The sequence below is a fragment of the Oscillibacter sp. GMB15532 genome (assembly GCF_041020825.1).
Lineage (GTDB): Bacteria > Bacillota > Clostridia > Oscillospirales > Oscillospiraceae > Oscillibacter.
In genome coordinates this window covers 129,188-152,997 of sequence record NZ_JBEVTO010000002.1, presented here as the reverse complement: position 1 = coordinate 152,997, position 23,810 = coordinate 129,188, and the positions used below count along the sequence as shown (strand labels likewise).

24 protein-coding genes, 1 other RNA gene and 1 pseudogene are annotated in these 23,810 nt (G+C 54.4%); 16 read left to right on the top strand and 10 right to left on the bottom strand.

Annotation, left to right across the window (positions count from 1 at the left end; translation table 11 throughout):
* The first annotated feature begins 33 nt into the window (after nucleotides 1-33).
* From ABVS15_RS03295 to ABVS15_RS03235, 13 genes are all read left to right on the top strand, one after another.
* Nucleotides 34-504, top strand: coding sequence for a sigma-70 family RNA polymerase sigma factor (locus ABVS15_RS03295; protein ID WP_369282335.1), 471 nt, complete (start codon nucleotides 34-36; stop codon nucleotides 502-504).
* Nucleotides 501-1,904 (top strand): DUF4179 domain-containing protein, encoded by a 1,404-nt coding sequence (locus ABVS15_RS03290; protein ID WP_369282334.1) that lies wholly within the window; start codon nucleotides 501-503, stop codon nucleotides 1,902-1,904. Before ABVS15_RS03295 ends, ABVS15_RS03290 begins: the two co-directional genes overlap by 4 nt.
* 107 nt (nucleotides 1,905-2,011) lie before the next feature.
* Nucleotides 2,012-2,521: a crossover junction endodeoxyribonuclease RuvC gene (ruvC, locus tag ABVS15_RS03285; protein ID WP_369282333.1), complete on the top strand. Its 510-nt coding sequence runs from the start codon at nucleotides 2,012-2,014 to the stop codon at nucleotides 2,519-2,521.
* A 53-nt stretch (nucleotides 2,522-2,574) separates the two neighbouring features.
* Nucleotides 2,575-3,180, top strand: coding sequence for a Holliday junction branch migration protein RuvA (ruvA, locus tag ABVS15_RS03280; protein ID WP_369282332.1), 606 nt, complete (start codon nucleotides 2,575-2,577; stop codon nucleotides 3,178-3,180).
* Between the two features lie 131 nt (nucleotides 3,181-3,311).
* Nucleotides 3,312-3,644 carry a DUF6054 family protein gene (locus ABVS15_RS03275; RefSeq protein WP_369282331.1) on the top strand — a complete coding sequence of 111 codons (333 nt, stop codon included), beginning with the start codon at nucleotides 3,312-3,314 and terminating at the stop codon, nucleotides 3,642-3,644.
* Nucleotides 3,645-3,694: 50 nt separating this feature from the next.
* Nucleotides 3,695-4,738, top strand: coding sequence for a Holliday junction branch migration DNA helicase RuvB (ruvB, locus tag ABVS15_RS03270; RefSeq protein ID WP_369282330.1), 1,044 nt, complete (start codon nucleotides 3,695-3,697; stop codon nucleotides 4,736-4,738).
* 26 nt (nucleotides 4,739-4,764) lie between these two features.
* The gene (gene glmM / locus ABVS15_RS03265) at nucleotides 4,765-6,120 is read left to right on the top strand and encodes a phosphoglucosamine mutase (protein ID WP_369282329.1); all 1,356 of its coding nucleotides are present in this window, start codon (nucleotides 4,765-4,767) and stop codon (nucleotides 6,118-6,120) included.
* Between the two features lie 99 nt (nucleotides 6,121-6,219).
* Nucleotides 6,220-6,861 carry a sigma-70 family RNA polymerase sigma factor gene (locus ABVS15_RS03260; protein WP_293009466.1) on the top strand — a complete coding sequence of 214 codons (642 nt, stop codon included), beginning with the start codon at nucleotides 6,220-6,222 and terminating at the stop codon, nucleotides 6,859-6,861.
* A 38-nt stretch (nucleotides 6,862-6,899) separates the two neighbouring features.
* Nucleotides 6,900-7,181 carry a zinc-ribbon domain containing protein gene (locus ABVS15_RS03255; RefSeq protein ID WP_293009465.1) on the top strand — a complete coding sequence of 94 codons (282 nt, stop codon included), beginning with the start codon at nucleotides 6,900-6,902 and terminating at the stop codon, nucleotides 7,179-7,181.
* A 253-nt stretch (nucleotides 7,182-7,434) separates the two neighbouring features.
* Nucleotides 7,435-7,644 (top strand): DUF1858 domain-containing protein, encoded by a 210-nt coding sequence (locus tag ABVS15_RS03250; protein ID WP_369282328.1) that lies wholly within the window; start codon nucleotides 7,435-7,437, stop codon nucleotides 7,642-7,644.
* 129 nt (nucleotides 7,645-7,773) lie between these two features.
* Complete coding sequence (locus ABVS15_RS03245) at nucleotides 7,774-8,487, top strand: tRNA (adenine(22)-N(1))-methyltransferase TrmK (protein ID WP_369282327.1); 714 nt, start codon at nucleotides 7,774-7,776, stop codon at nucleotides 8,485-8,487.
* Nucleotides 8,471-9,262 carry a Nif3-like dinuclear metal center hexameric protein gene (locus ABVS15_RS03240; protein WP_369282326.1) on the top strand — a complete coding sequence of 264 codons (792 nt, stop codon included), beginning with the start codon at nucleotides 8,471-8,473 and terminating at the stop codon, nucleotides 9,260-9,262. The genes ABVS15_RS03245 and ABVS15_RS03240 overlap by 17 nt, the downstream gene beginning before the upstream one ends.
* 4 nt (nucleotides 9,263-9,266) lie before the next feature.
* Nucleotides 9,267-10,001, top strand: a complete 735-nt coding sequence (locus ABVS15_RS03235; RefSeq protein WP_369282325.1) for a YebC/PmpR family DNA-binding transcriptional regulator — start codon at nucleotides 9,267-9,269, stop codon at nucleotides 9,999-10,001.
* A 397-nt stretch (nucleotides 10,002-10,398) separates the two neighbouring features.
* On the opposite strand, the gene rnpB is transcribed toward ABVS15_RS03235, so the two are convergent.
* Nucleotides 10,399-10,826, bottom strand: an RNA gene (gene rnpB, locus ABVS15_RS03230) — RNase P RNA component class A.
* 147 nt (nucleotides 10,827-10,973) lie between these two features.
* On the opposite strand from rnpB, the gene murD reads away from it, so the two are divergent.
* From murD to ligA, 3 genes are read left to right on the top strand one after another with little or no spacing between them, the layout of a single operon-like run.
* Entirely contained in the window at nucleotides 10,974-12,353 is a 1,380-nt protein-coding gene (gene murD, locus ABVS15_RS03225; RefSeq protein ID WP_369282324.1) for a UDP-N-acetylmuramoyl-L-alanine--D-glutamate ligase, read from the top strand.
* Between the two features lie 43 nt (nucleotides 12,354-12,396).
* On the top strand, nucleotides 12,397-13,095 hold the full coding sequence (gene yunB, locus ABVS15_RS03220; RefSeq protein ID WP_369282323.1) for a sporulation protein YunB: 699 nt from the start codon (nucleotides 12,397-12,399) through the stop codon (nucleotides 13,093-13,095).
* 57 nt (nucleotides 13,096-13,152) lie between these two features.
* Nucleotides 13,153-15,129 (top strand): NAD-dependent DNA ligase LigA, encoded by a 1,977-nt coding sequence (gene ligA, locus ABVS15_RS03215; RefSeq protein WP_369282322.1) that lies wholly within the window; start codon nucleotides 13,153-13,155, stop codon nucleotides 15,127-15,129.
* A gap of 168 nt (nucleotides 15,130-15,297) precedes the next feature.
* Here ligA and ABVS15_RS03210 read toward each other — a convergent pair.
* From ABVS15_RS03210 to ABVS15_RS03170, 9 genes and pseudogenes are all read right to left on the bottom strand, one after another.
* Nucleotides 15,298-15,498: pseudogene (locus ABVS15_RS03210) on the bottom strand (manganese catalase family protein); the annotation flags it as partial.
* A gap of 55 nt (nucleotides 15,499-15,553) precedes the next feature.
* Nucleotides 15,554-16,273 carry a gamma-glutamyl-gamma-aminobutyrate hydrolase family protein gene (locus ABVS15_RS03205; RefSeq protein WP_369282321.1) on the bottom strand — a complete coding sequence of 240 codons (720 nt, stop codon included), beginning with the start codon at nucleotides 16,271-16,273 and terminating at the stop codon, nucleotides 15,554-15,556.
* Nucleotides 16,270-17,136: an L-2-amino-thiazoline-4-carboxylic acid hydrolase gene (locus ABVS15_RS03200; RefSeq protein WP_369282320.1), complete on the bottom strand. Its 867-nt coding sequence runs from the start codon at nucleotides 17,134-17,136 to the stop codon at nucleotides 16,270-16,272. The genes ABVS15_RS03205 and ABVS15_RS03200 overlap by 4 nt, the downstream gene beginning before the upstream one ends.
* Nucleotides 17,137-17,175: 39 nt before the next feature.
* Nucleotides 17,176-18,063 carry an L-2-amino-thiazoline-4-carboxylic acid hydrolase gene (locus tag ABVS15_RS03195; protein ID WP_369282319.1) on the bottom strand — a complete coding sequence of 296 codons (888 nt, stop codon included), beginning with the start codon at nucleotides 18,061-18,063 and terminating at the stop codon, nucleotides 17,176-17,178.
* 78 nt (nucleotides 18,064-18,141) lie between these two features.
* Nucleotides 18,142-19,095 (bottom strand): ABC transporter ATP-binding protein, encoded by a 954-nt coding sequence (locus ABVS15_RS03190; protein ID WP_369282318.1) that lies wholly within the window; start codon nucleotides 19,093-19,095, stop codon nucleotides 18,142-18,144.
* A complete protein-coding gene (locus ABVS15_RS03185; RefSeq protein WP_369282317.1) occupies nucleotides 19,088-20,149 on the bottom strand; it encodes an ABC transporter ATP-binding protein in 1,062 nt (353 codons plus the stop codon). The genes ABVS15_RS03190 and ABVS15_RS03185 overlap by 8 nt, the downstream gene beginning before the upstream one ends.
* 13 nt (nucleotides 20,150-20,162) lie before the next feature.
* Nucleotides 20,163-21,059 carry an ABC transporter permease gene (locus ABVS15_RS03180; RefSeq protein ID WP_369282316.1) on the bottom strand — a complete coding sequence of 299 codons (897 nt, stop codon included), beginning with the start codon at nucleotides 21,057-21,059 and terminating at the stop codon, nucleotides 20,163-20,165.
* A gap of 14 nt (nucleotides 21,060-21,073) precedes the next feature.
* A complete protein-coding gene (locus tag ABVS15_RS03175; protein WP_369282315.1) occupies nucleotides 21,074-22,000 on the bottom strand; it encodes an ABC transporter permease in 927 nt (308 codons plus the stop codon).
* A 98-nt stretch (nucleotides 22,001-22,098) separates the two neighbouring features.
* Complete coding sequence (locus ABVS15_RS03170) at nucleotides 22,099-23,652, bottom strand: ABC transporter substrate-binding protein (RefSeq protein ID WP_369282314.1); 1,554 nt, start codon at nucleotides 23,650-23,652, stop codon at nucleotides 22,099-22,101.
* Nucleotides 23,653-23,810: the final 158 nt, after the last annotated feature.

The following is a 23,810-nucleotide window of genomic DNA, read 5'->3' as shown; positions in this document are numbered from 1 at the left end:
TGGATGCTCTAATGAGTAGAGAGGGGGGATCGGGTGGACCGGGAAGAATTTGTTCGGAGGACGGAGGCCCTGCGGACGCGGCTGTATCGCACGGCCTTTGCGTATCTTGGCGGCGAGGCATCGGCTCTGGAGGCTGTGGACGAGACGGTGTATCAGGCACTGGGGCATCTGCACCAACTTCGTGAGCCGGACTATTTTGAAACGTGGCTTACCCGCATTCTCATCAATGAGTGTGGACGGGAGCTGCGACGGCTGAAGCACCAGCGCCCGGAGGAATATCTGCCGGAGGCGGGGGAGAGCTTCAACTACGACGCGCTGCCTTTGCGGGAGGCGGTGGCCCGACTTCCGCAGGAACTTCGGCAGGTGATTGCACTGCGGTACTTCGGGGATTTGACACTGGCGGAAACCGCCCGTGCCCTGAGCATTCCGCAGGGAACCGTGGTTACCCGCCAGCGCAGAGCGCTGACGCTGCTGAGACTGGAACTGGAGGAGGGAGAACCATGAACCGAAACGAGGAATACGTGATGCTGCGCGCTTCGATTGTGGAGCCGCCTCAGCTTGAATATACGGTAACAAGAGCCTTGAAGCGAAACGGCAAAGCCCTCAGGCGCGTCCGCCTTTTCGGCGTTCCCGTCGGGAGCCTTGCGGCGTGCTTCCTCGGCTTTATGCTGCTGGTAAACCTGTTTCCACCCTTTGCCCGGGCCTGCGGCGGTGTGCCGGTGCTGCGGGAGCTGGCAAGGGCGGTATCGTGGTCGCCGTCGCTCTCCGCCGCCGTAGAGCATGACTATGTGCAGCCTGTGGGACAGGAGCAGAGCAAAGACGGAATCACCGCACGGGTAGAATACCTGATTGTGGACCAGAAGCAGCTGGAGATTTTTTACTCGCTGGATTCCGACCGATACGAAGAGCTGGAATCAGACGCCAGCATAAAGCTGCCTGACAACAGCGACGGATACGGCAGTTCTAGCGGGTCGTATGGCACGTCAAACGGAGAGCTGCGTCAAATGACGGTGAATTTCGTGGAGCGGGATATGCCGGAACGCCTGACCCTGCTTCTGGATGTCTATCAGAACATCTATGAGAACGGCGGGACGGAGCCGAATACCAGAGAAGAGTCTATGGAGGAGACATATTTCGGTTCCCATGATCGTGAACCGGACATTCTGGCAGCGTTTAATTTTGACCTTTCCTTCGATCCCCAATTCACCGCCCAAGGCGAAATCGTGGAGGTGGGGCAGACCTTCCAAATCGACACACAGACACTGATACTGGAGCGCGCAGAGATTTATCCGACCCACCTGCGATTGGACTTCGGCTATGTTCCTGAAAACACCGCATGGCTGAAGGGATTGGAGTTTTACGTGGAAAACGAGCGGGGCGAGCGGTTTGACCCGGTGCGCAACGGGCTTACCGCCAGCGGAGACGAATCCTCTCCATCCACAGTGACCTATTGGATGGATTCCACGTATTTCAGAAAGAGTAAAGAATTAACGCTTTACATCGAACAGGTGCGCTGGCTGGATAAGGGCCGGGAAAAAATTCGACTGAACTTGGTTACGGGGGAGCACGATTTCCTGCCGGACGGCGCGGAGCTTGCTGGGATTCAGCGGCTTGACAGCGGAAATTTGCTGACATTCCGGGCAAAGCAGTATCGGGAAAACAATATGTACTGCCTTTGGAACGGGTATCTGGATGAAAACGGGGAGGAGCAGTCCTTTTCCTCCTCCGGTTCTTCCTACACCTATCAGGACTTGGACACGGGCGAATATCTGGACGGCAGCACATCCGGCTTCTTTTACGAGACGGTTCCGCTGCCTGCGGCTGTTGGTCTGGAGGTTTGGCTAAAGCCGGTCTTTACCCGGGTGACAGACCTTCCTGTTCCTGTGAAGGTTCCCATCAGATAAAAGACAGCATAAAAAAGGAACGCCTTGAAACAGGCGTTCCTTTTTTCGGGTTGCGTATCCCGCTGTGATTTGCTATAATAGTTTTGATTGTGCGAAAGGGGGGCGCTATGCGGATTCTTGGAATTGATCCCGGCGTGGCTACCATCGGCTTCGGGCTGGTGGAAGCGGACCGAGGAAGCGCGCGCATGGTGACCTACGGCACCGTCACTACTCCTGCGGGCCTGCCACTTTCCCAACGGCTATATCAGATTTCCGGGGATATGGAGGCTTTGATCGGCAAGCTGAAGCCAGAGGTGATTGCCGTGGAAGAGCTGTTTTTTAACAACAACATTACCACTGGCATCGCCGTGGCCCACGGTCGGGGCGTTATTTTACTGTCTGCTGAGAAATGCGGCGTACCGCTGTTCGAGTATACGCCGTCTCAGGTGAAAATGGCGGTGGTGGGATACGGCAAAGCGGAGAAGCGTCAGGTGATGGACATGACCCGGCGGCTTCTGAATCTGAAATCCGTCCCCCGTCCCGACGACGCCGCCGACGCTCTGGCGTTGGCTCTTTGTCATGCAAGGAGTTTTACTTCACGGCTTCCGCAGATGAGTGGCGTAAAAGAGACAATCTGAACCATAAGACGCGAGGCACAGCCTGTATTTGAACGAAGAATGGGAGGAGTCCTGTGTTTTACTATCTAAACGGCACTGTGGCCGAGGTACAGCCCAATCTGGCGGTAATTGATTGCGGCGGTGTTGGCTATGCCTGCGCCACCACGGGGCACACACTGTCGGGCCTGAAAAAGGGAGAAAAGGCAAAGCTGTACACCCATTTTCATGTGGCGGAAAACGCCTTTGGACTTTACGGATTTGGAAGTCCTGCAGAGCTTGGCAGTTTCAAGCTGCTCATCGGCGTGTCCGGCGTGGGGCCCAAGGCGGCGCTGGCAATTCTGTCCGTTTCCACCCCGGAAACCCTGGCCATGTCAGTGATTACGGGGGATGAAAAGGCCCTGACGGCGGCCCCCGGCATCGGGAAAAAGATTGCTCAGCGCATTATTCTAGAGTTGAAAGATAAAATGAGTAAAGAGAGCGCCGCCAACGGCTTTGCGCTGGGCACAGGGGGCGCCGCAGTCAGCGCGGATTTCACCAGCAAGACAATGGAGGCTGCCGCGGCCCTGAGCGTGCTGGGCTACTCTTCGGCAGAAACGGCCGCAGCGATGAAGGGCGTGGACACACAAAGCCTGCCGCTGGAAGAAATTATCCGGGCCTGCCTGAAAAAAATGGCGCGGTAAGCGCCAATCTGCGGGTGTATCTGAGATACCCGGAGGCTGAAATACCGGGAAGCTTTCTTCCCCATAAATAAAGAAAAAAGGATTGCCGCGGTGCGACATGTGCCGCTGCGATACAGGAAAGGAGAACGGCTATGGCAAAATACGAGCGTCGGTTTCAAGGGGAGTTTGAAAGCTCGCTGAACGTTCTGCACGCCGGGATTTTAAACGGCAGTGCGTCTGCCACCTATGAGGACGGCAGCGACTATGCCGCTGCCGACGTGCGCTGCGCTGTGAGGGTTTACGAGCGGTACAGCTATGCAGGGGGAAACCGGGTCAGCCTGAATCTGACCCTGATGGGCTACGGAACGGATTTATTCCTCACCGTGATTACTTCCGGCGGAAGTCAGGCCATGTTTTTTAAGCTCAACACCTTGGGTGAAGAAGCGTTTCTTGATACCGTACGTGATATAGCGGAATCTCTGTAAAGGAAAATTGCTGCACAGAGAAACGCGCCTGATTTGGGGGAAGTGAGCAGTTGAGCATTGACTTTGGAAGCGACATTTATGAGGAGCCCATCGTCGCCAAAACCTTTCTTGAGGAGGACGGCGGTGAAATTTCCCTGCGCCCCCGGGCGCTGCGGGACTACATAGGGCAGGAAAAGGCCAAGGAAAATCTGAGCGTGTTTATTGCCGCCGCCAAGCAGCGGACGGAGCCGCTGGACCATGTGCTGCTTCACGGTCCTCCGGGACTTGGCAAAACTACGCTGGCGGGGATCATCGCGGGGGAGATGGGGGTCAACATCCGTATAACCTCCGGTCCTGCCATTGAAAAACCGGGAGATTTGGCGGCGCTTTTAACGAATCTTTCAGAAAACGACATTCTGTTTGTGGATGAGATTCACCGGCTGAACCGGGCCGTGGAGGAAATTTTGTACCCGGCCATGGAAGACTACGCGCTGGACATCATTGTGGGCAAAGGACCCTCCGCAAATTCCATCCGTCTGGATCTGCCCCGGTTTACACTGATCGGGGCAACCACCCGGGCGGGCCAGCTTTCCGCGCCTTTGCGGGACCGTTTTGGCGTGACGCTGCGGCTGGAGCTGTATTCTTCGGAGGAATTGGCCCTGATAGTCACGCGCAGCGCCGGGATTTTGAATGTCCCCATTGAGGACGCGGGCGCGTTTGAGATTGCCAAGCGCAGCAGGGGGACGCCCCGTATCGCCAACCGGATGCTCCGCAGGGTGCGGGATTTCGCGCAGGTAAAAGCCGACGGCGTCATTACAAAGACGGTGGCCGATCACGCGTTAAACGCGTTGGAGGTGGACTATCTAGGCCTTGACTCCGTGGACCGGCGGATGCTTTCCTCCATTGTTGAAAACTACGGCGGCGGCCCGGTGGGTCTGGAGACACTGGCTGCCACCATCGGAGAGGAATCCGTGACGCTGGAAGACGTTTACGAACCGTATCTGATGCAATTGGGCTTTCTCACCCGCACGCCCCGGGGCCGGTGTGTAACCCACCGGGCGTATACCCATCTGGGGCTGAGCGTCCCCGGCGGGCCGGAGCAGCTCTCCTTTTGATTTTTGAATAGAACGAGGTATATAATATGGGCAAACTCTTTGGGACCGACGGTATCCGCGGAGTGGTGGGGGAAACCCTCACGGCGCAGGAGGCATTTCGCGTGGGGCAGGCCGTGGCCGCCGTGCTGACAGAGGATTTGGGCCGCCGCCCGGTGGTTTTGATCGGTAAAGACACCCGCGTTTCTTCCGATATGCTGGAATCTGCCCTGATGGCAGGCATCTGCGACGTGGGCGGCGACGTGAAGCCGCTGGGGACCATTCCCACTCCCGCTGTGGCGTATCTGACAGTGCGGGAGCGGGGTGACGCGGGCATTGTGATTTCCGCGTCCCACAATCCTTACGAGCACAACGGAATTAAGGTGTTTAACGCCCAGGGCTATAAGCTATCCGACGAGGTAGAGCTGCGGGTAGAAGAGAAAATTTTGTCTGGCGGGCCCATCAAGTCCCGTACCCGGGATGAAATCGGACGCCGCCACCACGGAATGCGACAGCTAAAGCGGGACTACATAGATTTTGTGGCAGGTACGGTTGAGAGCGACCTTGCGGGACTGCGCATTCTGGCGGACTGCGCCAATGGCGCGGCCACCGCCACTGCGCCGGAGCTGTTCGGCCGGTTTAAGGCCCATACGGATTTCATCCATACCCAGCCCGACGGCGTGAATATCAACAGCCGATGCGGCTCCACGTATCTTACGGACCTTGCGGCTGCGGTGGTAAAGGGAAAGTACGACGTGGGCGTGGCCTTTGACGGGGACGCCGACCGCTGCCTTCTGGTGGACGAAACGGGCGGACATATTGACGGCGACAAGGTGATGGCCGTGTGCGCTGCGGACATGAAACGCAGGGGCAAGCTCAACGGAAACGCCTTGGTTGCCACCGTGATGAGCAACCTGGGCCTGCACGAGTTCTGCCGCACAGGCGGGCTGGAGTTGGTTTGCACCGACGTGGGAGACCGGAACGTGCTGGAAGAAATGCTCCGAAGCGACTTCCGCATCGGCGGCGAGCAGTCCGGGCACACCATTTTTACAGATTTGGAAACCACCGGAGACGGGCAGGTCACCGCGCTTCAGTTTTTGCAGGTTTTGAAAACCTCCGGAAAAAAGGCCTCGGAGCTGGTATCTGTCTGTCCGACGTATCCTCAGGAGCTGATTAACGTGCCTGTCGACCATCAGCGGGGCGTGAAGGAGGCGATTATGGCCTCGTCCGCTCTGCAAAGCGCCGTGAAAGCGGAAGAGGAGGCCATGGGCGGCGAGGGCCGCATTCTGGTGCGTCCCTCCGGAACGGAAGCGCTAATTCGTGTCATGGTGGAGGCGAAAACCACCGAAAAGGCGCGTAAAACAGCTGAAAAGCTTTCGGATTTTGTGCGAAACCTAAAAATCTGACAGATGCCGCAGAGCGGAATTGCCAGAATTTTCAAAAGAAATTTTAACGAATTTTATATTTCTCTTGACAAAATTTGTGTTCAAAAGGTATAATAACGTATGTGCAAGTGCGAAGAGTCTAATTCATTCTGTGCAGACGGCCTTTCGGATGAGGAGCTGTGTGTTCGTGCCGCCCGCGGGAATCGTGGGGCGGAGGAGCGGCTGGTTTCCAAATACACCCGTCTGGTCCGCTCCTGTGCCCGTCCGTTCTTTCTGATCGGAGGCGACAGCGAGGATTTGCTGCAGGAGGGAATGATCGGACTGATGAAGGCCGTCCGGGAATACGACGGAGAAAGGGACGCCTCTTTTCGCACCTTTGCCGAAACCTGTGTCCGCAATCGTCTGCTTTCAGTTCTGCGCGCCGCCTCCCGCGGCAAGCATATGCCTCTGAACCAGTCGGTTTCTCTTGATACACCCTTCTTTGATCGCGACTCCTACACCCTTGGTACCCGGGATCTGACGCAGCGCAGCCCTGAAGATTTTCTGATCGACAGGGAGCACACGAGCAGTCTCTTGTTTGGTGTTCGGAAACAGTTGTCCGAGTTTGAAGCGAAGATTTTGGGGTATTATTTAGACGGTTTATCTTGTCGGGAAATTGCCGAAACCGTGGGCAAATCCCCCAAATCCGTGGACAACGCCGTGCAGCGGATCCGTCGTAAGGTGGCACGGCAACTTCTTTCCGGCGATTTCAGCAAGAGCTGAACGCAATATATTTTTCTTTTCAAAGAGAGGGTAAAATCATGTACGAAGACAAGACTTTAGTGTGCAAAGAGTGTGGGCAGGAGTTCGTGTTCACTGCCGGTGAGCAGGAGTTCTATGCCGAGCGCGGCTTCCAGAACGAGCCTCAGCGCTGCAAGGGCTGCCGCGATGCCCGCAAGACCGCTTCCCGCGGTCCCCGGGAGTATTTCGCCGCTGTTTGCGCATCCTGCGGCGGTGAGGCTCGCGTTCCCTTCGAGCCCAAGTCCGACCGTCCTGTGTATTGCAGCGAGTGCTTCGCCAAGATGCGCGAGGAGCAGAGATAACGAAAGTCATCTCAGAGGAACGCCCAAAAGGGCGTTCCTCTTTTTACGCCTTTTTTACAGACGCACCGTTTGTTGGCAAACGGTGTAGAATTACAACGCCGTTTTTTCAAAGCTTTGCATATAAAAGGCAGGTTTTGCCTTTTTACATGAAATTTTCCCCGGATTTCTCTTGAAATTAGAGGGAAAACGGGGTATAATACTTAAAAGTGAACGGAGCTTTGCTCCGATAAACTGAACTTTTGGAGGCAAACTTATGGTTGAAATTACTAAGGACACCATCATCGGTGATATTCTGGACGTGGCTCCTCAGACCGCGCCGATTTTCTTTTCCATCGGAATGCACTGCCTTGGCTGCCCTTCCTCCCGCGGCGAAACCGTGGAGGAGGCCTGCATGGTTCATGGCGTGGACGTGGACAAGCTGTTGGCGCTGGTCAACGAAGAAGCCAACAAGGCTGCGGAATAAGGCTTTTTCAAGGAAGAATCTGACAGAACGCATACGGGAAATCCGTATGCGTTCCGTTTGTCAGCAGTTGCCGGGGAGCGGCAGGAACTTTCCCGTTTGCAGCGGGCCGGAGGGAGATAGAGAACGGTAATGAATACACGGAAACTTGAGCTATCGGCCCGGCTTCAGTTACTGGCGGACTGGGTCCCCCAAGGCGCCGCCATGGCGGACGTGGGGACGGACCACGCCTATCTCCCGGTCAATCTGACGCTGGAGGGACGGCTCCGCTCCGCCATTGCCTGCGATCTGCGGTCCGGCCCCTTGAGCCGGGGGGAAGATACCGCACGGCGCTTCGGCGTTTTTGAGCGGATTGACTTCCGGCTGTGCGACGGGCTTACCGGAGTGGGACCGAAAGAAGCAGATACCGTGGTGATTGCGGGTATGGGTGGGGAGAACATCGTTTCCATTCTCGCCGCCGCCCCATGGACGGCGGACGGCAGTCACACACTGCTGCTTCAGCCACAGTCCCGGGCAGAGGAGCTGCGGAACTTTCTCAGTGCCAACGGCTACACCATCTTCCGGGAACGTCTGGTGGAGGATCGGGGAACCATTTACCCCGTGCTGGAGGTTGGGGCAGGCTGTCAGAGCCTGTCACCAGGGCAGATATACGGCGGTGCTTACCTGACAGGGGACCCGCTGGGCGGACAGTATCTTGTGGAGCAGATTTTAAGGCTACAGACGGCGGTAGCCGGACTTAACCGTGGAAGCGGACCGGAAACGTGGGAAAAAGCGGACCGGCTGCGGGACGTGATCGGGTCCCTGCTGGAATTATGGGAGGAGTGGCGCCATGCCAACGGCTCTTGAAATTGAAAAAAGTCTGTTTGATCTTGCGCCCAAAGCCGGTGCAATGGACTGGGACAACGTGGGTCTGCTGGTGGGCGACCCGGCTGCGGAGATCACCCGCGCTCTGGCGGCGCTGGATGTGACGGAAGCGGTTGCCGATGAGGCGATTGCAAAAGGCTGTCAATTGATCGTTGCCCACCATCCCGTGATGAACTGTCGGTGGCTCCCTGTGCAGACTCTGCGGGAGGATACCCCTCAGGGGCGGCTGCTGCGGAAACTGGTCCGGGCGAATATGTGCGTGATTTGTATGCATACGAATTTGGATGTGGCGGAGGGCGGCGTCAACGACGTGCTGGCCCGCACTCTCCGTTTGGAGGACCCTGGGCCCCTTGATGGGACGGATGGGCTTATTCGCATGGGACGGCTCCCGGCACCCATGGCGCTGCGGGATTTTGCCGCCTGCGTCTCTCAGGCGCTGGGCTGCAACGGTGTGCGCTATGCCGACACGGGAAAGCCGGTACTTCGTGTGGCTGTGGGCGGTGGAGCCTGCGGCGAATACGCGGACGCGGCTGCTGCCGCTGGGTGCGATACCTTTGTGACCTCCGATTTGGGCTACCACGCGTTTCTGGACGCGGAGGGGAAGGGCATCAATCTGCTGGACGCAGGCCATTTCCCCACGGAGGACCCGGTCTGCCATGCGCTGATTGCTTGGTTGCAGAAAAAATTCCCCGGGCTTTCCATTGAAAAATCCGCTTCCCACCGGGAAGTCATTCAATTCTACATCAAAGGAGAATAAACATATGTCTGGACATTCCAAGTGGCATAACATTCAAAAGACCAAGGGCGCAGCGGACGCGAGACGATCCGCGGCATTCACCAAGGTGGCAAAGGAGATCCTCGTTGCCGTGAAGGAAGGCGGCGGCGGCGATCCCAACAACAATTCCCGTCTTGCCACGGTCATTGCAAAGGCCAAGGCAGTGAATATGCCCAACGACAATATCAAGCGCACCATCGAGAAAGCTTTGGGCGCAGGCAATACGGAGAGCTTTGAGGCCATTACCTATGAGGGCTACGGACCGGGTGGTGTAGCCGTCATTGTGGAGGCCCTCACCGACAATCGCCAGCGCACTGCGCCGGAGGTTCGCCACGCTTTTGACAAGTGCAACGGCAACATGGGCGCTCCCGGCTGCGTCAGCTGGTCGTTTGACCGCAAGGGCGTCATCGTCATTGACAACGAGGATGGTGAGCTGGACGAGGATACCGTGATGATGGACGCGCTGGAAGCCGGTGCGGCGGACTTCACCGCCGACGGACCGGCTCTTGAGATCAACACCGACCCGGATTCCTTTAACGCCGTGGTAAAAGCACTGGAGGAGAAGGGGTACAGCTTTGTCAACGCCGACATCGAGATGGTTCCTCAGAACACCGTTGTGCTCAGCAGCGAGGGCGATGTGAAGAATATGGATAAGCTCATTGATATGCTGGAGGACAACGAGGATGTGCAGAATGTCTGGCACAACTGGGAGCAGGACTGAGTTGGACTGCCCCGTTTTCCGGACTATCTGCTGACCAAGAGAGTTTAAAGGCTTGCATTGAAAATACAGGAAGCCCGGGAGCAAGCTGCTCCCGGGCTTTTTTTCATCTGCATTCAACAAAACTTAGATTTTGTTGAATGCAGTAGTGAAGGTAGGTTTAAAAAAGCAGTGAAGTGGGGAGAAGCCGAATAAACCTAAAAACAATAAGAGGCCGCTAATAGCATGGCAGAGACATTGGGAAAAATTAAAAAACTCGGATGCGCCCGGCGCAGATGGGAGTTCGTACCGAAGCGGAAAGACAATCCTTCAAAAGGCAACTGATTGATAAAGGAAAATGGGTGGATACAGGGAAAAAGAACAAGCCCTGGCTGCGTGTTCCGCAGCCAGGGCCATATCTGATGCAAGCAAAACTGTAAGCCGGGTTCTGTATTTGACAGTCATCTATCTCGACGTACCGTTGCCGGCACGCTCCAGCCACCTCCCGGAAGCGGTCGGGCCAACCTGTTGCTTCCCCACGGTGTTGCTCCGGATAGAGTTTACAGCGACGGACTGTCTCCAGCCGTCGGGTGAGCTCTTACCTCACCTTTCCATCCTTACCGTCTTTTGCCAATCCACGGAAGCCGACAATTCCGCGTTCCGCCCGAGGGCAGCGCTAGCCGACGCGGCCCGACCGCCATGGAACGGCAAAAGACGGCGGTATATCTCTGTTGCACTTTTCCTGAAGTCGCCTTCGGCGGGCGTTACCCGTTATCCTTGCCCTGTGGAGCCCGGACTTTCCTCATAGACGGCCTTTCGGCCTGCCCACGCGACTGTCTGTTTTACTTGCCCGTTTATTTTACCTGCTCTTTCACTGCTTGTCAACAGCAAAGAAGATGAAAAATTTGAGGGGCCTGATTGCTATTTTTATTGCTTTGCGGTATACTGTTTTGAGTAATTTTTCCGCCCCTGCGGGCATTTTGGGAGGGACCGCTTATGACGTTACAGGAATACATCGCATCCATTCGGGAAAAAACCGTGGCCATTGTCGGAATCGGCGTCAGCAACACGCCGCTGATCGAGCTTCTGGCAAAATCGGGCGTCCGCGTTACCGCCTGTGACCGCAAAAGCCGCGAAGATCTGGGCTGTCAGGCCGGACGTCTGGAGGAGCTTGGCGTGACGTTAAAGCTGGGAGAGGATTACCTGAAGGATCTGACCCAAGACGTGATTTTCCGCACGCCGGGACTGCGACAGGACGTTCCCGAACTGCTGGCCGCCGCGGCGCGGGGAAGCGAGATTACCTCTGAAATGGAGGTCTTTTTTCAGGTGGCTCCCTGCATGCTGATTGCCATAACCGGAAGCGATGGAAAGACCACCACCACCACGCTCATCTCAGAGTTTTTGCGGGAGGCAGGAAAGACCGTCCATGTGGGCGGAAACATCGGCCGCCCGTTGCTGTGCGAGGCGGATGAAATGCGGCCAGAGGACTATGCCGTATTGGAGCTGAGCTCTTTCCAACTGATGACCATGACTCGTAGTCCCCACATCGCCGTGATTACGAATCTGGCACCTAACCATCTGGATGTGCACCGGGATATGGCGGAGTATATTGCTGCGAAGGAAAACATCTTTACACATCAGCATGCCGAAGATATTGCCGTATTCAATGCTGACAATACTATTACGGCGGAGCAGGCCCGCCGGGCCGTTGGACACAGGCGGCTGTTCTCCCGGGAAGGGGAGCCGGAGGAGGGCGTGTTCCTGCGGGGGGACGTAATTGTTTCCCGGATGGACGGGGTAGAGCGGGAGATTATGCGTACGTCCGATATCCTGCTTCCCGGCGTTCATAACGTAGAAAACTATATGGCGGCAATCGCCGCCATGGATGGGCTGGTGCCCGATGAAGCGATGCGGCAGGTGGCTCGTACCTTTGCCGGTGTGGAGCACCGCATTGAGCTGGTGCGGACGCTGCGGGGTGTGCGGTATTACAATGACTCCATCGGGACCAGTCCCTCCCGCACCATCGCGGGACTGCGGTCCTTCCCGGAAAAGGTCATTCTCATTGCCGGGGGCTATGATAAGCACATTCCCTTCGACACGCTGGGACCGGAGCTTGTGGAGCATGTGAAGCTTTTGATTCTCTGCGGGGCCACGGCGGAAAAAATACGCGCCTGCGTTGAACATGCACCCAACTATCAGGGTGTTCCGGAAATGCTGACCATCTCTGAGCTTCGCGCCGCCGTGGAAACGGCAGCCCAGAGAGCGGGAGAGGGCGACGTGGTGCTGCTGAGCCCCGCCTGCGCGGCCTTTGACCAGTTTAAAAACTTTATGGAGCGGGGCAGAGCCTTTAAGCAGATTGTGTCCGGATTGAAATAGGGAAAAGCCCCTTTTGCATAGAATCTTTCAATGGGGTGATTCTATGAGATCATACGGATACTACCGCCGCCCCCTGACCCGGCGGATGCTGGCGCGGTTGGTGCTGGCGGCGGTGCTTTTGGGGCTGGGGATTTTTGCAGCCGTGGCGGGCCTTCAGATGAAGCAGCTGCTGACCCAGCTGGCTGTTACCCGGGTTAGCAACACGGTGAACGGCATTGTCACGCAGGCTGTGAATGAAACAATTGACAGCGGGGAGATTAGATACGACGATTTGATTTCCTTTGAAAAGGACAACGATGGAAAAATCACGGCGGTAAAAAGCAACATGCCGGAGTTCAACCGGTTACAGTCGGAAATTTTAAAGGTGATTCTGGAGCGGCTCTCCGACGTGTCTACAAAAGATTTGTCTATCCCCTTAGGCAGCCTTACCGGGTCTGCGCTGCTGTCCGGGCGGGGGCCGGGGGTGAAAGTACGAATGCAGTCTGTGGGATCGTCTAGGGCGCATTTGGAGAACCAGTTTGACTCTGCGGGAATCAACCAGACCAAACACCGGATTTTGCTGGAGGTGGATGTATCCGTGGCGATTCTGCTGCCGGGGTTTAACACCGCCACGCAGGTGAGCAACGCCTTTACCGTGGCAGAAACGGTGATTGTGGGCACGGTGCCGGAGAATTACACCTATTTCAGCAATACAGGTGATCAGGCGGAGGACGCCAGGGAGCTGATTCTCAACAAGGGCTGAGCGGGAGGACTATCCTCCCGCTTTCAGTCCGGGCAGGAAAGGAAAAGGAACGAGCGCATGGACTATCGCGAGGAAATGAAGCAACTGCGGGAGGAGCTCAATGAGAATGCCTACCGCTATTACGTACTGGACGAACCTACCATGTCGGACTATGACTACGACATGAAAAACCGCCGCCTTCAGCAGCTGGAGCGGGAGCATCCTGAGGAAATCGCCCCGGATTCTCCCACTCAGCGGGTGGGGGACAAGCTAAAAGAGGGCTTTTCCTCCTATCGCCACGAGGTTCCGCTGGAGAGCTTGCAGGATGTGTTCACTTCCGGGGAGGTGGAGGAATTCTGCCGCAGGATGGGGGAATCGCTGGGTGAAAACGCGGCATATTCTCTGGAGCCGAAGGTGGACGGACTGTCGGTGGCGCTGGAGTATCGGGACGGTGTGTTTGTCAGCGGCGGAACAAGAGGCGACGGCCGGGTGGGGGAGGACGTGACGGAAAACCTGCGCACCATCCGCTCCATTCCCATGACGTTGCCGGAGAAGCTGCCCCGGCTCATTGTCCGTGGAGAGGTCTATATGGCCCGCTCCGTATTTGAGGAGATCAACCGCCGCCGGGAAATCGAAGGGAAGCCCCTCATGGCCAATCCCCGGAACGCAGCCGCAGGTTCGCTGCGCCAATTGGACCCCAAGATTGCTGCGGAACGGCGGTTGGACATCCGGATTTTTAACCTGCAATTGGCGCAGGGACGCACCTTCGCTACCCACTCTGAAACGCTGGACTATCTGGAGAGCCAGCATTTTCCCGTTATTCCCCATAAAACGGTCCTCACAGCCGATGAGTGCCTGGAGGAAATTCACGATATCAACGAGCGCCGGATGAGCTATCCCTACGACATGGACGGCGCGGTGATTAAAATTGACCGTCTGGCTGACCGGGAGATTCTGGGCAGCACTGTGAAATGTCCGAAGTGGGCCATTGCCTACAAGTATCCACCGGAGCAAAAGCCAAGCAAGGTGCTGGATATCGTGGTTCAGGTGGGGCGCACCGGGGTGCTTACGCCGAAGGCGGTGCTGGCTCCGGTTCATCTGGCGGGTACCACCGTCCAGAGCGCCACACTGCACAATCAGGATTATATCGCCGAAAAGGATGTCCGTGTGGGGGACACCGTGCTGGTTCGGAAGGCAGGGGAGATTATCCCGGAGATTGTGGAGGTGGACGTTTCCAAGCGGCCGGAGGGGACGGTTCCCTATGAACTTCCGAAGACCTGTCCCGTTTGCGGTGCAACCGTGACGCGGGACGAGGACGGGGCAGCGGTGCGCTGCACCGGCGCGGAGTGTCCGGCCCAGCTTCTGCGCAATATCACCCACTTTGTCAGCCGGGATGCTATGGATATCGACGGTCTAGGCCCCGCCGTGCTTCAGCAATTGATTGAAACCGGGCTGATTCACTCTGCCGCCGACCTTTACAGCCTGACGGAGCAGGACCTTGCCCAGCTGGAGCGCATGGGGGAGAAGTCCGCCTCCAACGCGGTGGCTGCCATCGGGAAATCCAAGGAAAACGACCTTGGAAAGTTGCTCTACGCGCTGGGTATCCGACAGGTGGGCGAGAAAGCCGGGCGGGTGTTGGCCCAGCATTTTAGAACACTGGACGCGCTGGAACGGGCCACGCCAGAGGAGCTCACCGCCATTGACAGTGTGGGGGCCGTCACGGCTCAGTTCATTCTGGACTGGCTGGCAAGCCCCCAGTCTCAGGACCTGCTGCAAAAGCTCCGCAGTGCCGGGGTGAATACGACCTGCACAGAGGAGGCGGTGGACGACCGCTTTGCGGGAAAAACCTTTGTTCTCACCGGCACGCTGACCCGATTTGACCGCAAGTTCGCCGAGGAGATGATTCAGGCCCGGGGCGGAAAGGCATCAAGCTCCGTATCGAAGAAAACGACCTATGTGGTGGCGGGGGACGCCGCCGGAAGCAAGCTTCAAAAGGCTCAGGAGCTGGGAATCCCCGTGCTGACGGAAGACGAATTTGCGGCGCTGCTTGAGTGATTTCCGTATTTTATAAATTACCAAAAGGCGATATAGCTGTAAAGCTATATCGCCTTTCACTTGTTGTGGATTCGTAAAACCCATGCATAAAAAGCCGGAGGAAAGCCGACGCCAAACAACCTTCCTCCGGCAGAAGCGTTTTTGTAAGCCTTTCCCTTTACCCTGCAATCAGGTGTCAAAGGACGGGTTCATATAGTACACGTTTCGCTCGTTCATCCGATCCTTTGCCAGCCGCAGGCCCTCGCCGAAGCGCTGGAAGTGGACGATTTCTCTGGCACGGAGGAAGCGGATAGCATCGGTGACATCCGGGTCGTCGCTCATCCGCAGGATGTTGTCATAGGTCAGGCGGGCCTTCTGTTCTGCTGCGATGATGTAAAGACAACATTTTTAAAACCAGCAGGTGCACCAAATTTTTTCCGATGAGTTATTTTCCCGCTTCTTCTACCAGATGGCGGAAAAGGGGACGAAACCGATCGTAGCGGTCCACGAGTTCTTCCGGATGCCATTGAACCGCGTAAATATGGCGGGCTTCGTTTTCAAAGGCTTCCACAACTCCATCCGCAGCGCAGGCGGACACACTAAACCCGGGCGCAAGTTCCTTGATTGCCTGATGATGATAACTGTTAACAAAAAGAGGTTCTGCTCCCAGCAACTGCTCCATGAGTGATCCGGGGACTAACTGCACCCGATGTGTCATCTGGCTCCGTGTAGAAACATCCTGGCTGTGCCCAATACAGCCGGGGCATTGGCTGGGAATGTCCTGATAGAGCGTACCGCCGAAAGCCACATTCAAGAGCTGAATCCCGCGGCAAATACCAAAGATGGGCATCTGCCGTTCACTGGCAAGATGTATCAAAGCAAGCTCGAGACGATCCTGATCCTCCAGCATATACGTTACCTGTGGAACAGAATCTTCTCCATAAAGGGTGGGTGTGACATCAGCGCCGCCGGGAATCAGCAGCCCATCCAACAGGTCGATGTATTCGTTTGCCGTGGCAGGATCTCCCGTAACAGGAAGAAGGAGAGGCGTGCCGCCCGCATGGACGATGGCTTGAATATAGGGAGTATTAACGATATGCTTTCCAGTCATCAGCGCAGGAGACGGCCCGATCACCATTCCAATGGCAGGCTTCTTCTTACTCATGCTTTTTCCAATTCTCCTCGCATTGCAGTGACAAATGTTTCTTCAAAACGTTCCACCGCTTTGTTGGCTGTGTAACCGGTCCACAGTTGTGTTTTGTCCTGATCAAGGGTCAAAGGATACGTGTCGAATACGATTTGTTCGTTAAAGGGGCGGGCATATCGCGCTGCTGTCTTGCGTGCACGCCGCGCGCCGTCCACGGCCATTTCCTTCATGGCGCCTGCCATGGCGTCCCAACCGGACTCGCCCAGCAGCTCAAGCGCTGCCTCAAGAATATAGTAATAAAGCTTCACGCTGATGGATTCAAACCCGGTTTTACCGCTGGCGGGGGTGGGATGGACATCCGGCGCGATATAGCCCGGGTCATACTCTGCAAAACATTTGGGTCTTAGGTCCTTGGGTAAATTTTCTGCACGCAGGACAACGTTGAAGTCACAGTATTCATCCTTTTCTTGTGTGAGTGTCATACCAAGATTGACATGACCATATCCAAAGGCATAGTGGCTGTAACATGCGGGATGAAATTCTTCGCAGTAAATGCGCCCGATATGGGCTTCGCCATAGGCTTTCCAGATATCCGCCATGGGGCAGACCAGCGTGTGGGAAACGCGCTCTTCTGGATTGAGCTCCTGCAGTTCCCGGCGGAATCGGGGGTCAGGAGGAAGATCTCCGCCAACGGAAAAAAGGCTCTTCATATTGATTTTCACATTCAGTGCCTCGTGATTTCTGCGAGAGTTTTCTCCCCGGTCGCGTCCATAGCGTCGGGTGCCTTCCCGCAAAGCTTTTTCACCGGCAACACCAAAGGCGTCAATGAGGCTGCGTCCAAGAAAAGAGTACAGGACGGTATAGTTGTCACTCAGATCCATAATGCACTGTTCTTCGTATGTATACATCTCTGTTCCCCTTTATCTTTCTGCCTGAATGATAGAATCCAGCACAAGAGATTGCATCAGTTCCCGTGCCTTGTGACCGGTTCGGCCGGTCCACAGGGAATCGGACGAGCTGTCCGTGGACAATGCAAAATTCTTGTTGACAAATTCAGCGTCCATGGGCAGGAGGGTATGGTCCGCCTGTAATTGGAGCGCAGAAATTGCCTGCGCGGACCACTGCTTGAGTCCTTCTGCAACCGCAGAAATCCCCTCGGTACCACATGTTTCTTCCGCAACTTCTAAAAGGTAGTAGTATACAGAGATCGTCAGATGACCAATGCCATCCCCAAAACTGACATCAGCCGGGGGTTCGGGTGGCTGATATCCGGGATCACAGTGTGCAAAGGATTTCTTAGCCTCTTCTTCGGTTAGGTTTGCCTCCCGGTAGAATGCGCTCAGGTGGCAAAAATTATCCCGTGGACAGGTAAGCGTGTTGGAACTGCAAAACTGCCCTACATTGTTGGTAAACGCCAGAAGGCGGGCATAGTGATATTCCTCACAAAAAAAGCTGCCCAGCTTACCGCAGTGATACTTATTCCAGAAATCTGCCATAGGGCAGGTATGTACCTCGTATATCTGGCGTTCTTCTTCATTGAAGATTTCGACGCCGCGAAACCGGGGATCCGGAACATAGTCGCGCGCGCAGTAAAACAGTGTCTGCAAATTGGTTTTGATATTAGCAGCCAGAAACTTTTCTCGTTGTGCGCAGCCGCTTTCGCGGCCTGCCCGGCGCATGGCTTCCCGACAGATTCCCTCGCCTGTGCGTCTGCCGCAAAGGTCGAGAATACTTCCGCTAACGTACATGTACATGGCAGAGAAAGCATCCTGCTTGTTCTGCAGTTTGATATCGCCATAGTTATACATTATTACGATGGTCCTTCTTTCTTTTAATGCAGTGCAGTCCTCATGATGGACTGGCTGAATCTGGTGCTGATTTGCAACTCAGATACCGAAACGGAAGCAAGAGACAAAATGATCTGGTTCAATCTCTTTCAACTGGGGGTCTCCAGCGCCACAGGCATCCTGTGCATAAAGGCAGCGGCTGCAAAACCGACATTCCGGTTTGGGATCAATGGGCGAGGTCAACTCGCCGGTCATGAGAACACGTTCTTTGCGGTTATGCAAGCTGGGAATCGGAATTGCGGAAAGCAAAGCCTTGGTGTAGGGGTGTACCGGATTGGCAAAGAGAACCTCTGCCGGCGCCTTTTCAATCGCCTGTCCCAGATACATCACCATGATATCGTCCGAAATATGATGGACGACGCTCAGATCGTGGGTGATAAACATATAGGTGAGATTCAGCTCTCTTTGCAGGTCCTGCATCAAGTTCAAAATCTGTGCCTGAATCGAAACATCCAGTGCTGAGACCGGCTCGTCGCATACGATAAACTTGGGATTCAGCGCCAGCGCACGGGCAATGCCGATGCGCTGACGGCGGCCACCGTCCAATTCATGGGGATAGGTGTTGTATAGCCGTCTGGCAAGGCCAACGATGTCCATCAGCTCCGCCACACGTTTTTGGCGGCTCAGTTTGTCCGGACACAGATTGTAAAGTGCCAGCGGCTCGTCAATGGTCTGACTGATGGTCATGCGGGGATTCAGCGAGGAAAACGGATCCTGAAAGATCATCTGCATTTCGCGGCGCTGGCGCCACAGGTCATCACGGCTTAGCTTGCTGATGTCTTTCCCATCAAAGAGGACATTTCCGGCAGTTGGCTCCTGCAGACGAATGATGCTTCGTCCAAGGGTGGATTTCCCACAGCCCGATTCACCTACAACGCCCAGAGTCTTTCCTGCTTCAATGGTAAAACTGACATCATCCACCGCGTGGACGGTGCCTTTCGGACTCTTAAAGTATTTTTTTAGATGTTCAACGCGCAGCAAAGGCTCACTCATTTTTCAGTACGCCTCCTTCCTGAATGCTGTGTTCATTATAAAGGTGACAGGCTACGTAATGCTCGTCATTGCGGTAGAAAATTTCCGGCTTTTCCTTGGAACATTTTTCAAGGGCATAGTCGCAACGGTCAGCAAAGGCGCACCCTTCAGGAAGCTTGCTGGGATCTGGCATAAGACCGCGGATTGGCTTGAGCCGGGCACTTCGATCTTCCATATTGGGCAGAGAATCAAAAAGGCCGCGGGTGTAGGGATGAAGTGTGTGGTCAAAGACATCTTCCAGAGTGCCATGTTCCACCACGCTGCCGGCGTATATCACCGAAACACAGTCGCAGATGTCCGCCACAATACCCAAATCGTGAGTGATCATCAGCATGGAGGTGTTGTGCTGCTCCCGAAGCTTCTTCATCATATCCAAAACCTGTGCCTGAATGGTAACATCCAGAGCGGTCGTGGGTTCATCAGCGATCAATAGCTGGGGATCACAGGCCAGCGCCATGGCAATCACCACCCGCTGTTTCATACCTCCGGAAAACTGATGAGGATATTCTACCCCGCGCTCACCGGGAATACCAACCAGCTCCAGCATCTCACGAGCCTTGGCAGTTGCATCCGTGTATCCCAGATGTTCGTGGTGTTCAATAACCTCTGCAATTTGACGCTCTACAGTGAGTACCGGATTCAGGGAGGTCATGGGGTCCTGAAAGATCATGGAAATGGTTTTTCCACGCATACTTTGCAGTTCCTTTTTTGTGAGGCAAGTTTTTGCAACCTGCTTTCCCTTGTTATCCGTCTTGGTACAAATCACATTTTTCCCATTCACGGTAATGCGGCCAGAAGTAATGATGCCGGGGGGACTCTGAATGAGATCCAGAGCTGCAAGTCCGGCAGTGGTCTTTCCCGCACCGGTTTCACCCACAAGGCCCAGTGTCTGTCCCTTTTTTACGGATAGGTTCAGGTGGTTGACCGCATAGACTGTGCGGTCATGTGTGCGGAATTCTACACTGAGATCTTCAATTTCCAGCATATTGGACGTGTCTGCTTTGATTTCGTTCATTTTCTGCGCCTCCTTACTTTAGTCGGGGATCGAGCGCGTCGCGCAGACCGTCACCCAACAGGTTCAGCGCCAAAATTGTCAGCATGATGCAGATGCCGGGAATGCAGGCAAGATAGCTATAATCCCGAATAAATTCGCGTCCGCTGGACAGCAGAGCCCCCCACTCCGGCTGTGGCGCTTTGATGCCAAGGCCCAGAAAACTGAGGGCTGCCGTATTGGAGATGGTGGCAGCAATACGAAGGGTGGTCTGGACAATGATAGGGCCCATGGAATTCGGGAGAATATAGCGGAATAGAATGCGGGGCGTCTTGACGCCAATGGAGCGGGCGGCTTCTACATAGTCCACATCGCGAACAGTCAGAACGGCACTGCGGACAATTCGAGCAAAAGTGGGAACGGATGAGATGGAAAGTGCAATGATCAAATTGACAATACTGGAACCCAATGCGGCAACAATCACAATTGCCATCAGCATCATGGGAACCGCCAGAAAGACATCGCATATCCGCATAATGAGGTTATCAATTTTTCCGCCGAAAAACCCTGCGACAGCCCCCAGCATTCCACCCAAAGCCAAACCGAATGCAACGGCGATAAATCCGATAGACAGAGAAACGCGGCTACCAAAAACAATCCGCACCAGCAGATCGCGTCCATACTCATCAGTGCCGAATATATGTTCGACAGAGGGCCATTGCAGCCGCTGGCTGATGTTCTGATTGATACACTGCGCTTCATAATCAAAAATTACACTTGCAAAAATAGCCGTTAATATAAGGAGGACAAGGAAAATCAGTCCTGCTATGGCGGCTTTGTTTTTGAACAGGCGGCGGGTGACATCTCTTAACTGGCTGTTTTTCTGGGCTGACAGAAAGTCAAATTCTTCTGCCGTGTTTATTTTTTTCTTCATAGCTCCTTTTCCTCTCATTGATACATGGTACGTACACGCGGGTCAAACACACCATATAGCAAGTCGACCAGCAGGTTTACCAAGGAGAAACAAAGCGTCATCAAAATAATGCAGCCCATTACCGTGGGGGTATCCCGTCCGTTGATGGCCTGAATCATCAGCCGACCGACGCCCGGCCATGCAAACACCGTTTCCGTCAGAACGGATCCCCCCAGCATTTGTCCTATCTCCAGCCCAATGACGGTGATGGTGGGGAGCATTCCGTTGCGAAAGGCGTGGCGCATGATAATTGTTCCTTTGGAAAGCCCCTTTGCATACGCTGTGCGGATATAATCCTGACGGATGGTTTCAACCATAGATGAACGAGTGGTTCGGGCGATGGACGCCATATTCATCAAACCCAAAGAAATTGCCGGCAGAACAATACTGTTCCACTTCGTTGCGCCGTAGACCGGAAACCAGCCAAGTTTCAACGAAAACAGTAAAATCAGCATAACGGCCAGCCAGAAGATCGGCATGGATACACCGATGAGAGAAAGTACCATACTGACATTGTCAACCCAGGTGTTTTGCTTCATTGCGGCAAGAATGCCCAGAGGCAGTGCCAGAACGATTGAAAATACTGCGGCAACCAGGGTCAGCTTCAGGGTGTAGGGGAAGCAGGCCATAATCTTGTCATTTACAGACTCTCCGGAGGTGTAGGATGTACCCAAACTTCCATGAAGCAGATCCTTCATATAATTAAGGTATTGAATGGGAAGTGGGCGATCAAGGCCCATCGTATGCTGCAAATTGGCCACCTGCTCTGCGGTTGCATTGTCACCTAACAGCATCTGGGCAACATTGCCCGGTGCCAGATGCATAATGATAAAAACCAGAAGCGTGACGCCCAGCAAAACGGGAATCATGTATAGAACTCGTTTCAGGACATATTTTGCCATAATGAATGCTCCTTTGCGTACGAGAAATCGTATTCATTTGGAGAATCCCGGTCCTGTGCAGGACCGGGATCTATTTTTGCGGATTAAATTATTTTACATTAACCCCAGTACATGGTAGAGAAGTCCACATAACCAGTGGCACTGCAAACAACACTATGCAGCTTGTCGCTATGAGCGCGGGAATAATTAACCTGATAAATGGGAACAAACCAACAGCCGGCGTTCGCTTCCGCAGTAATTTCCTGAATCAGCTGCGTACGGGAGTCGGGATCCATCTCAACGCGCAGCTTGTCCACAAGTCCATCCATCTCGTCAGTAGACACAGATGCGGGGGTATTGCCATGGCGGTCGGAGTGGAAACGGGAGACATAGGTAGCAGCGTTGGCAGGGGACCAAGACACAATGGCAGCACTCAGGGTATCGGTCGCCATGGCAGTCTGATATGTTGCAGAGTCAGTGGAATCAATGACAACATTAATACCAATCTCAGCAAGCTCAGCTTGCATAATCGTTGCGATCGCAGTTTTTGTGTCGTTTGAACAAATGATTTCCAGCTTAACTTTAGAGGGATCGCCGCCCCAAGCTGCCAGATATTCCTTCGCTTTATCAAGATTATAGCTATACGAATTCGTGTTCACTGATTCCGGGTATCCCATAGAGACGGTGGAATAGGAGGGGGTTCCATAGCCGTTTAAGGCACCGGCAACAATATCATCACGATTAATTGCGTATGCAACTGCCAAACGCAGGTTGGAATCAGTAAAGTCACCGTTGACGGCGTTCAGATACAAAAAGAAGTTCTCAACAGAGACAATTTCTTTCACATCAATGCCCTCAGCAGATTTCAGACGATCAATATCAGACGACGCAACGGAATAAACAAAGTCAACGTCGCCGGATTCCAGAGCCATGGTACGAGTGGTACCTTCAGGAATAATAGAAAAAACCAGATTTTTGATAGAAGGCGTACGGTCGGCATCAAAATAGTCCGCATTGGCCTCAAAAGTGATCGTGTTTCCCTTATCCCAGGAAACCAGCTTGTACGCGCCGGTACCTACGGGATTTGCGCTGAAATCATTTCCGGACTCAATCAGGCTATGGGGCAGAATGTAGTTGAAGTGATATGCCAGATCATACAGCAGATTGGGAGCGGGTTCAGCGGTAACGATTTTAACCGTATTTTCATCAACCACCTGCACTTCGGCGATGGAACCAGTGTAAGTTGCGGTGCGGTCAAACGTCTGGGCATATTCGATGGACGCTTTTACGTCATCGGCAGTAAAAGGATCGCCATTTTGAAAAGTGACCCCTTTCTTTAAAGAGAATGTCCACTCTGTATCACTGTCCTGTGTATAGTTGTCAGCCAAATCCAAAACCGGCTGAAGTGTCTCCATGTCGATTCGGGTAAGGCCATTGTATGTCAGTAGGTTCATTTGGGCACCCATTAGGGAGTCAGTGTCACAGGTGGAAAGATAATCGGGTTCGTCTGTCAGAGCAACGGTCAAAGTATCTTTGACTGATCCGGTGCCACCTGCAGAGCCAGAACCCGCGGGATTGCCGGAGGTGGAAGAAGAACCGCACCCGGCCAGCAGACCTGCGGTTATACCCAGTGCAAGAACAAGAGAACCAATGCGTTTAAATTTGCCGTTCATTTTTTACATACCTCTTTTCATTTTTTGGCTTTATCTTTAAACATTGAAATGAATGTGCCATTTAAAATAATAAAAAGCCCATTCATTTCAATTAGTAACCGAATCATGGCAATCGAAAGAAACGAGATAAGGGTCGTCATCGTCTTTCCAAAAAACGA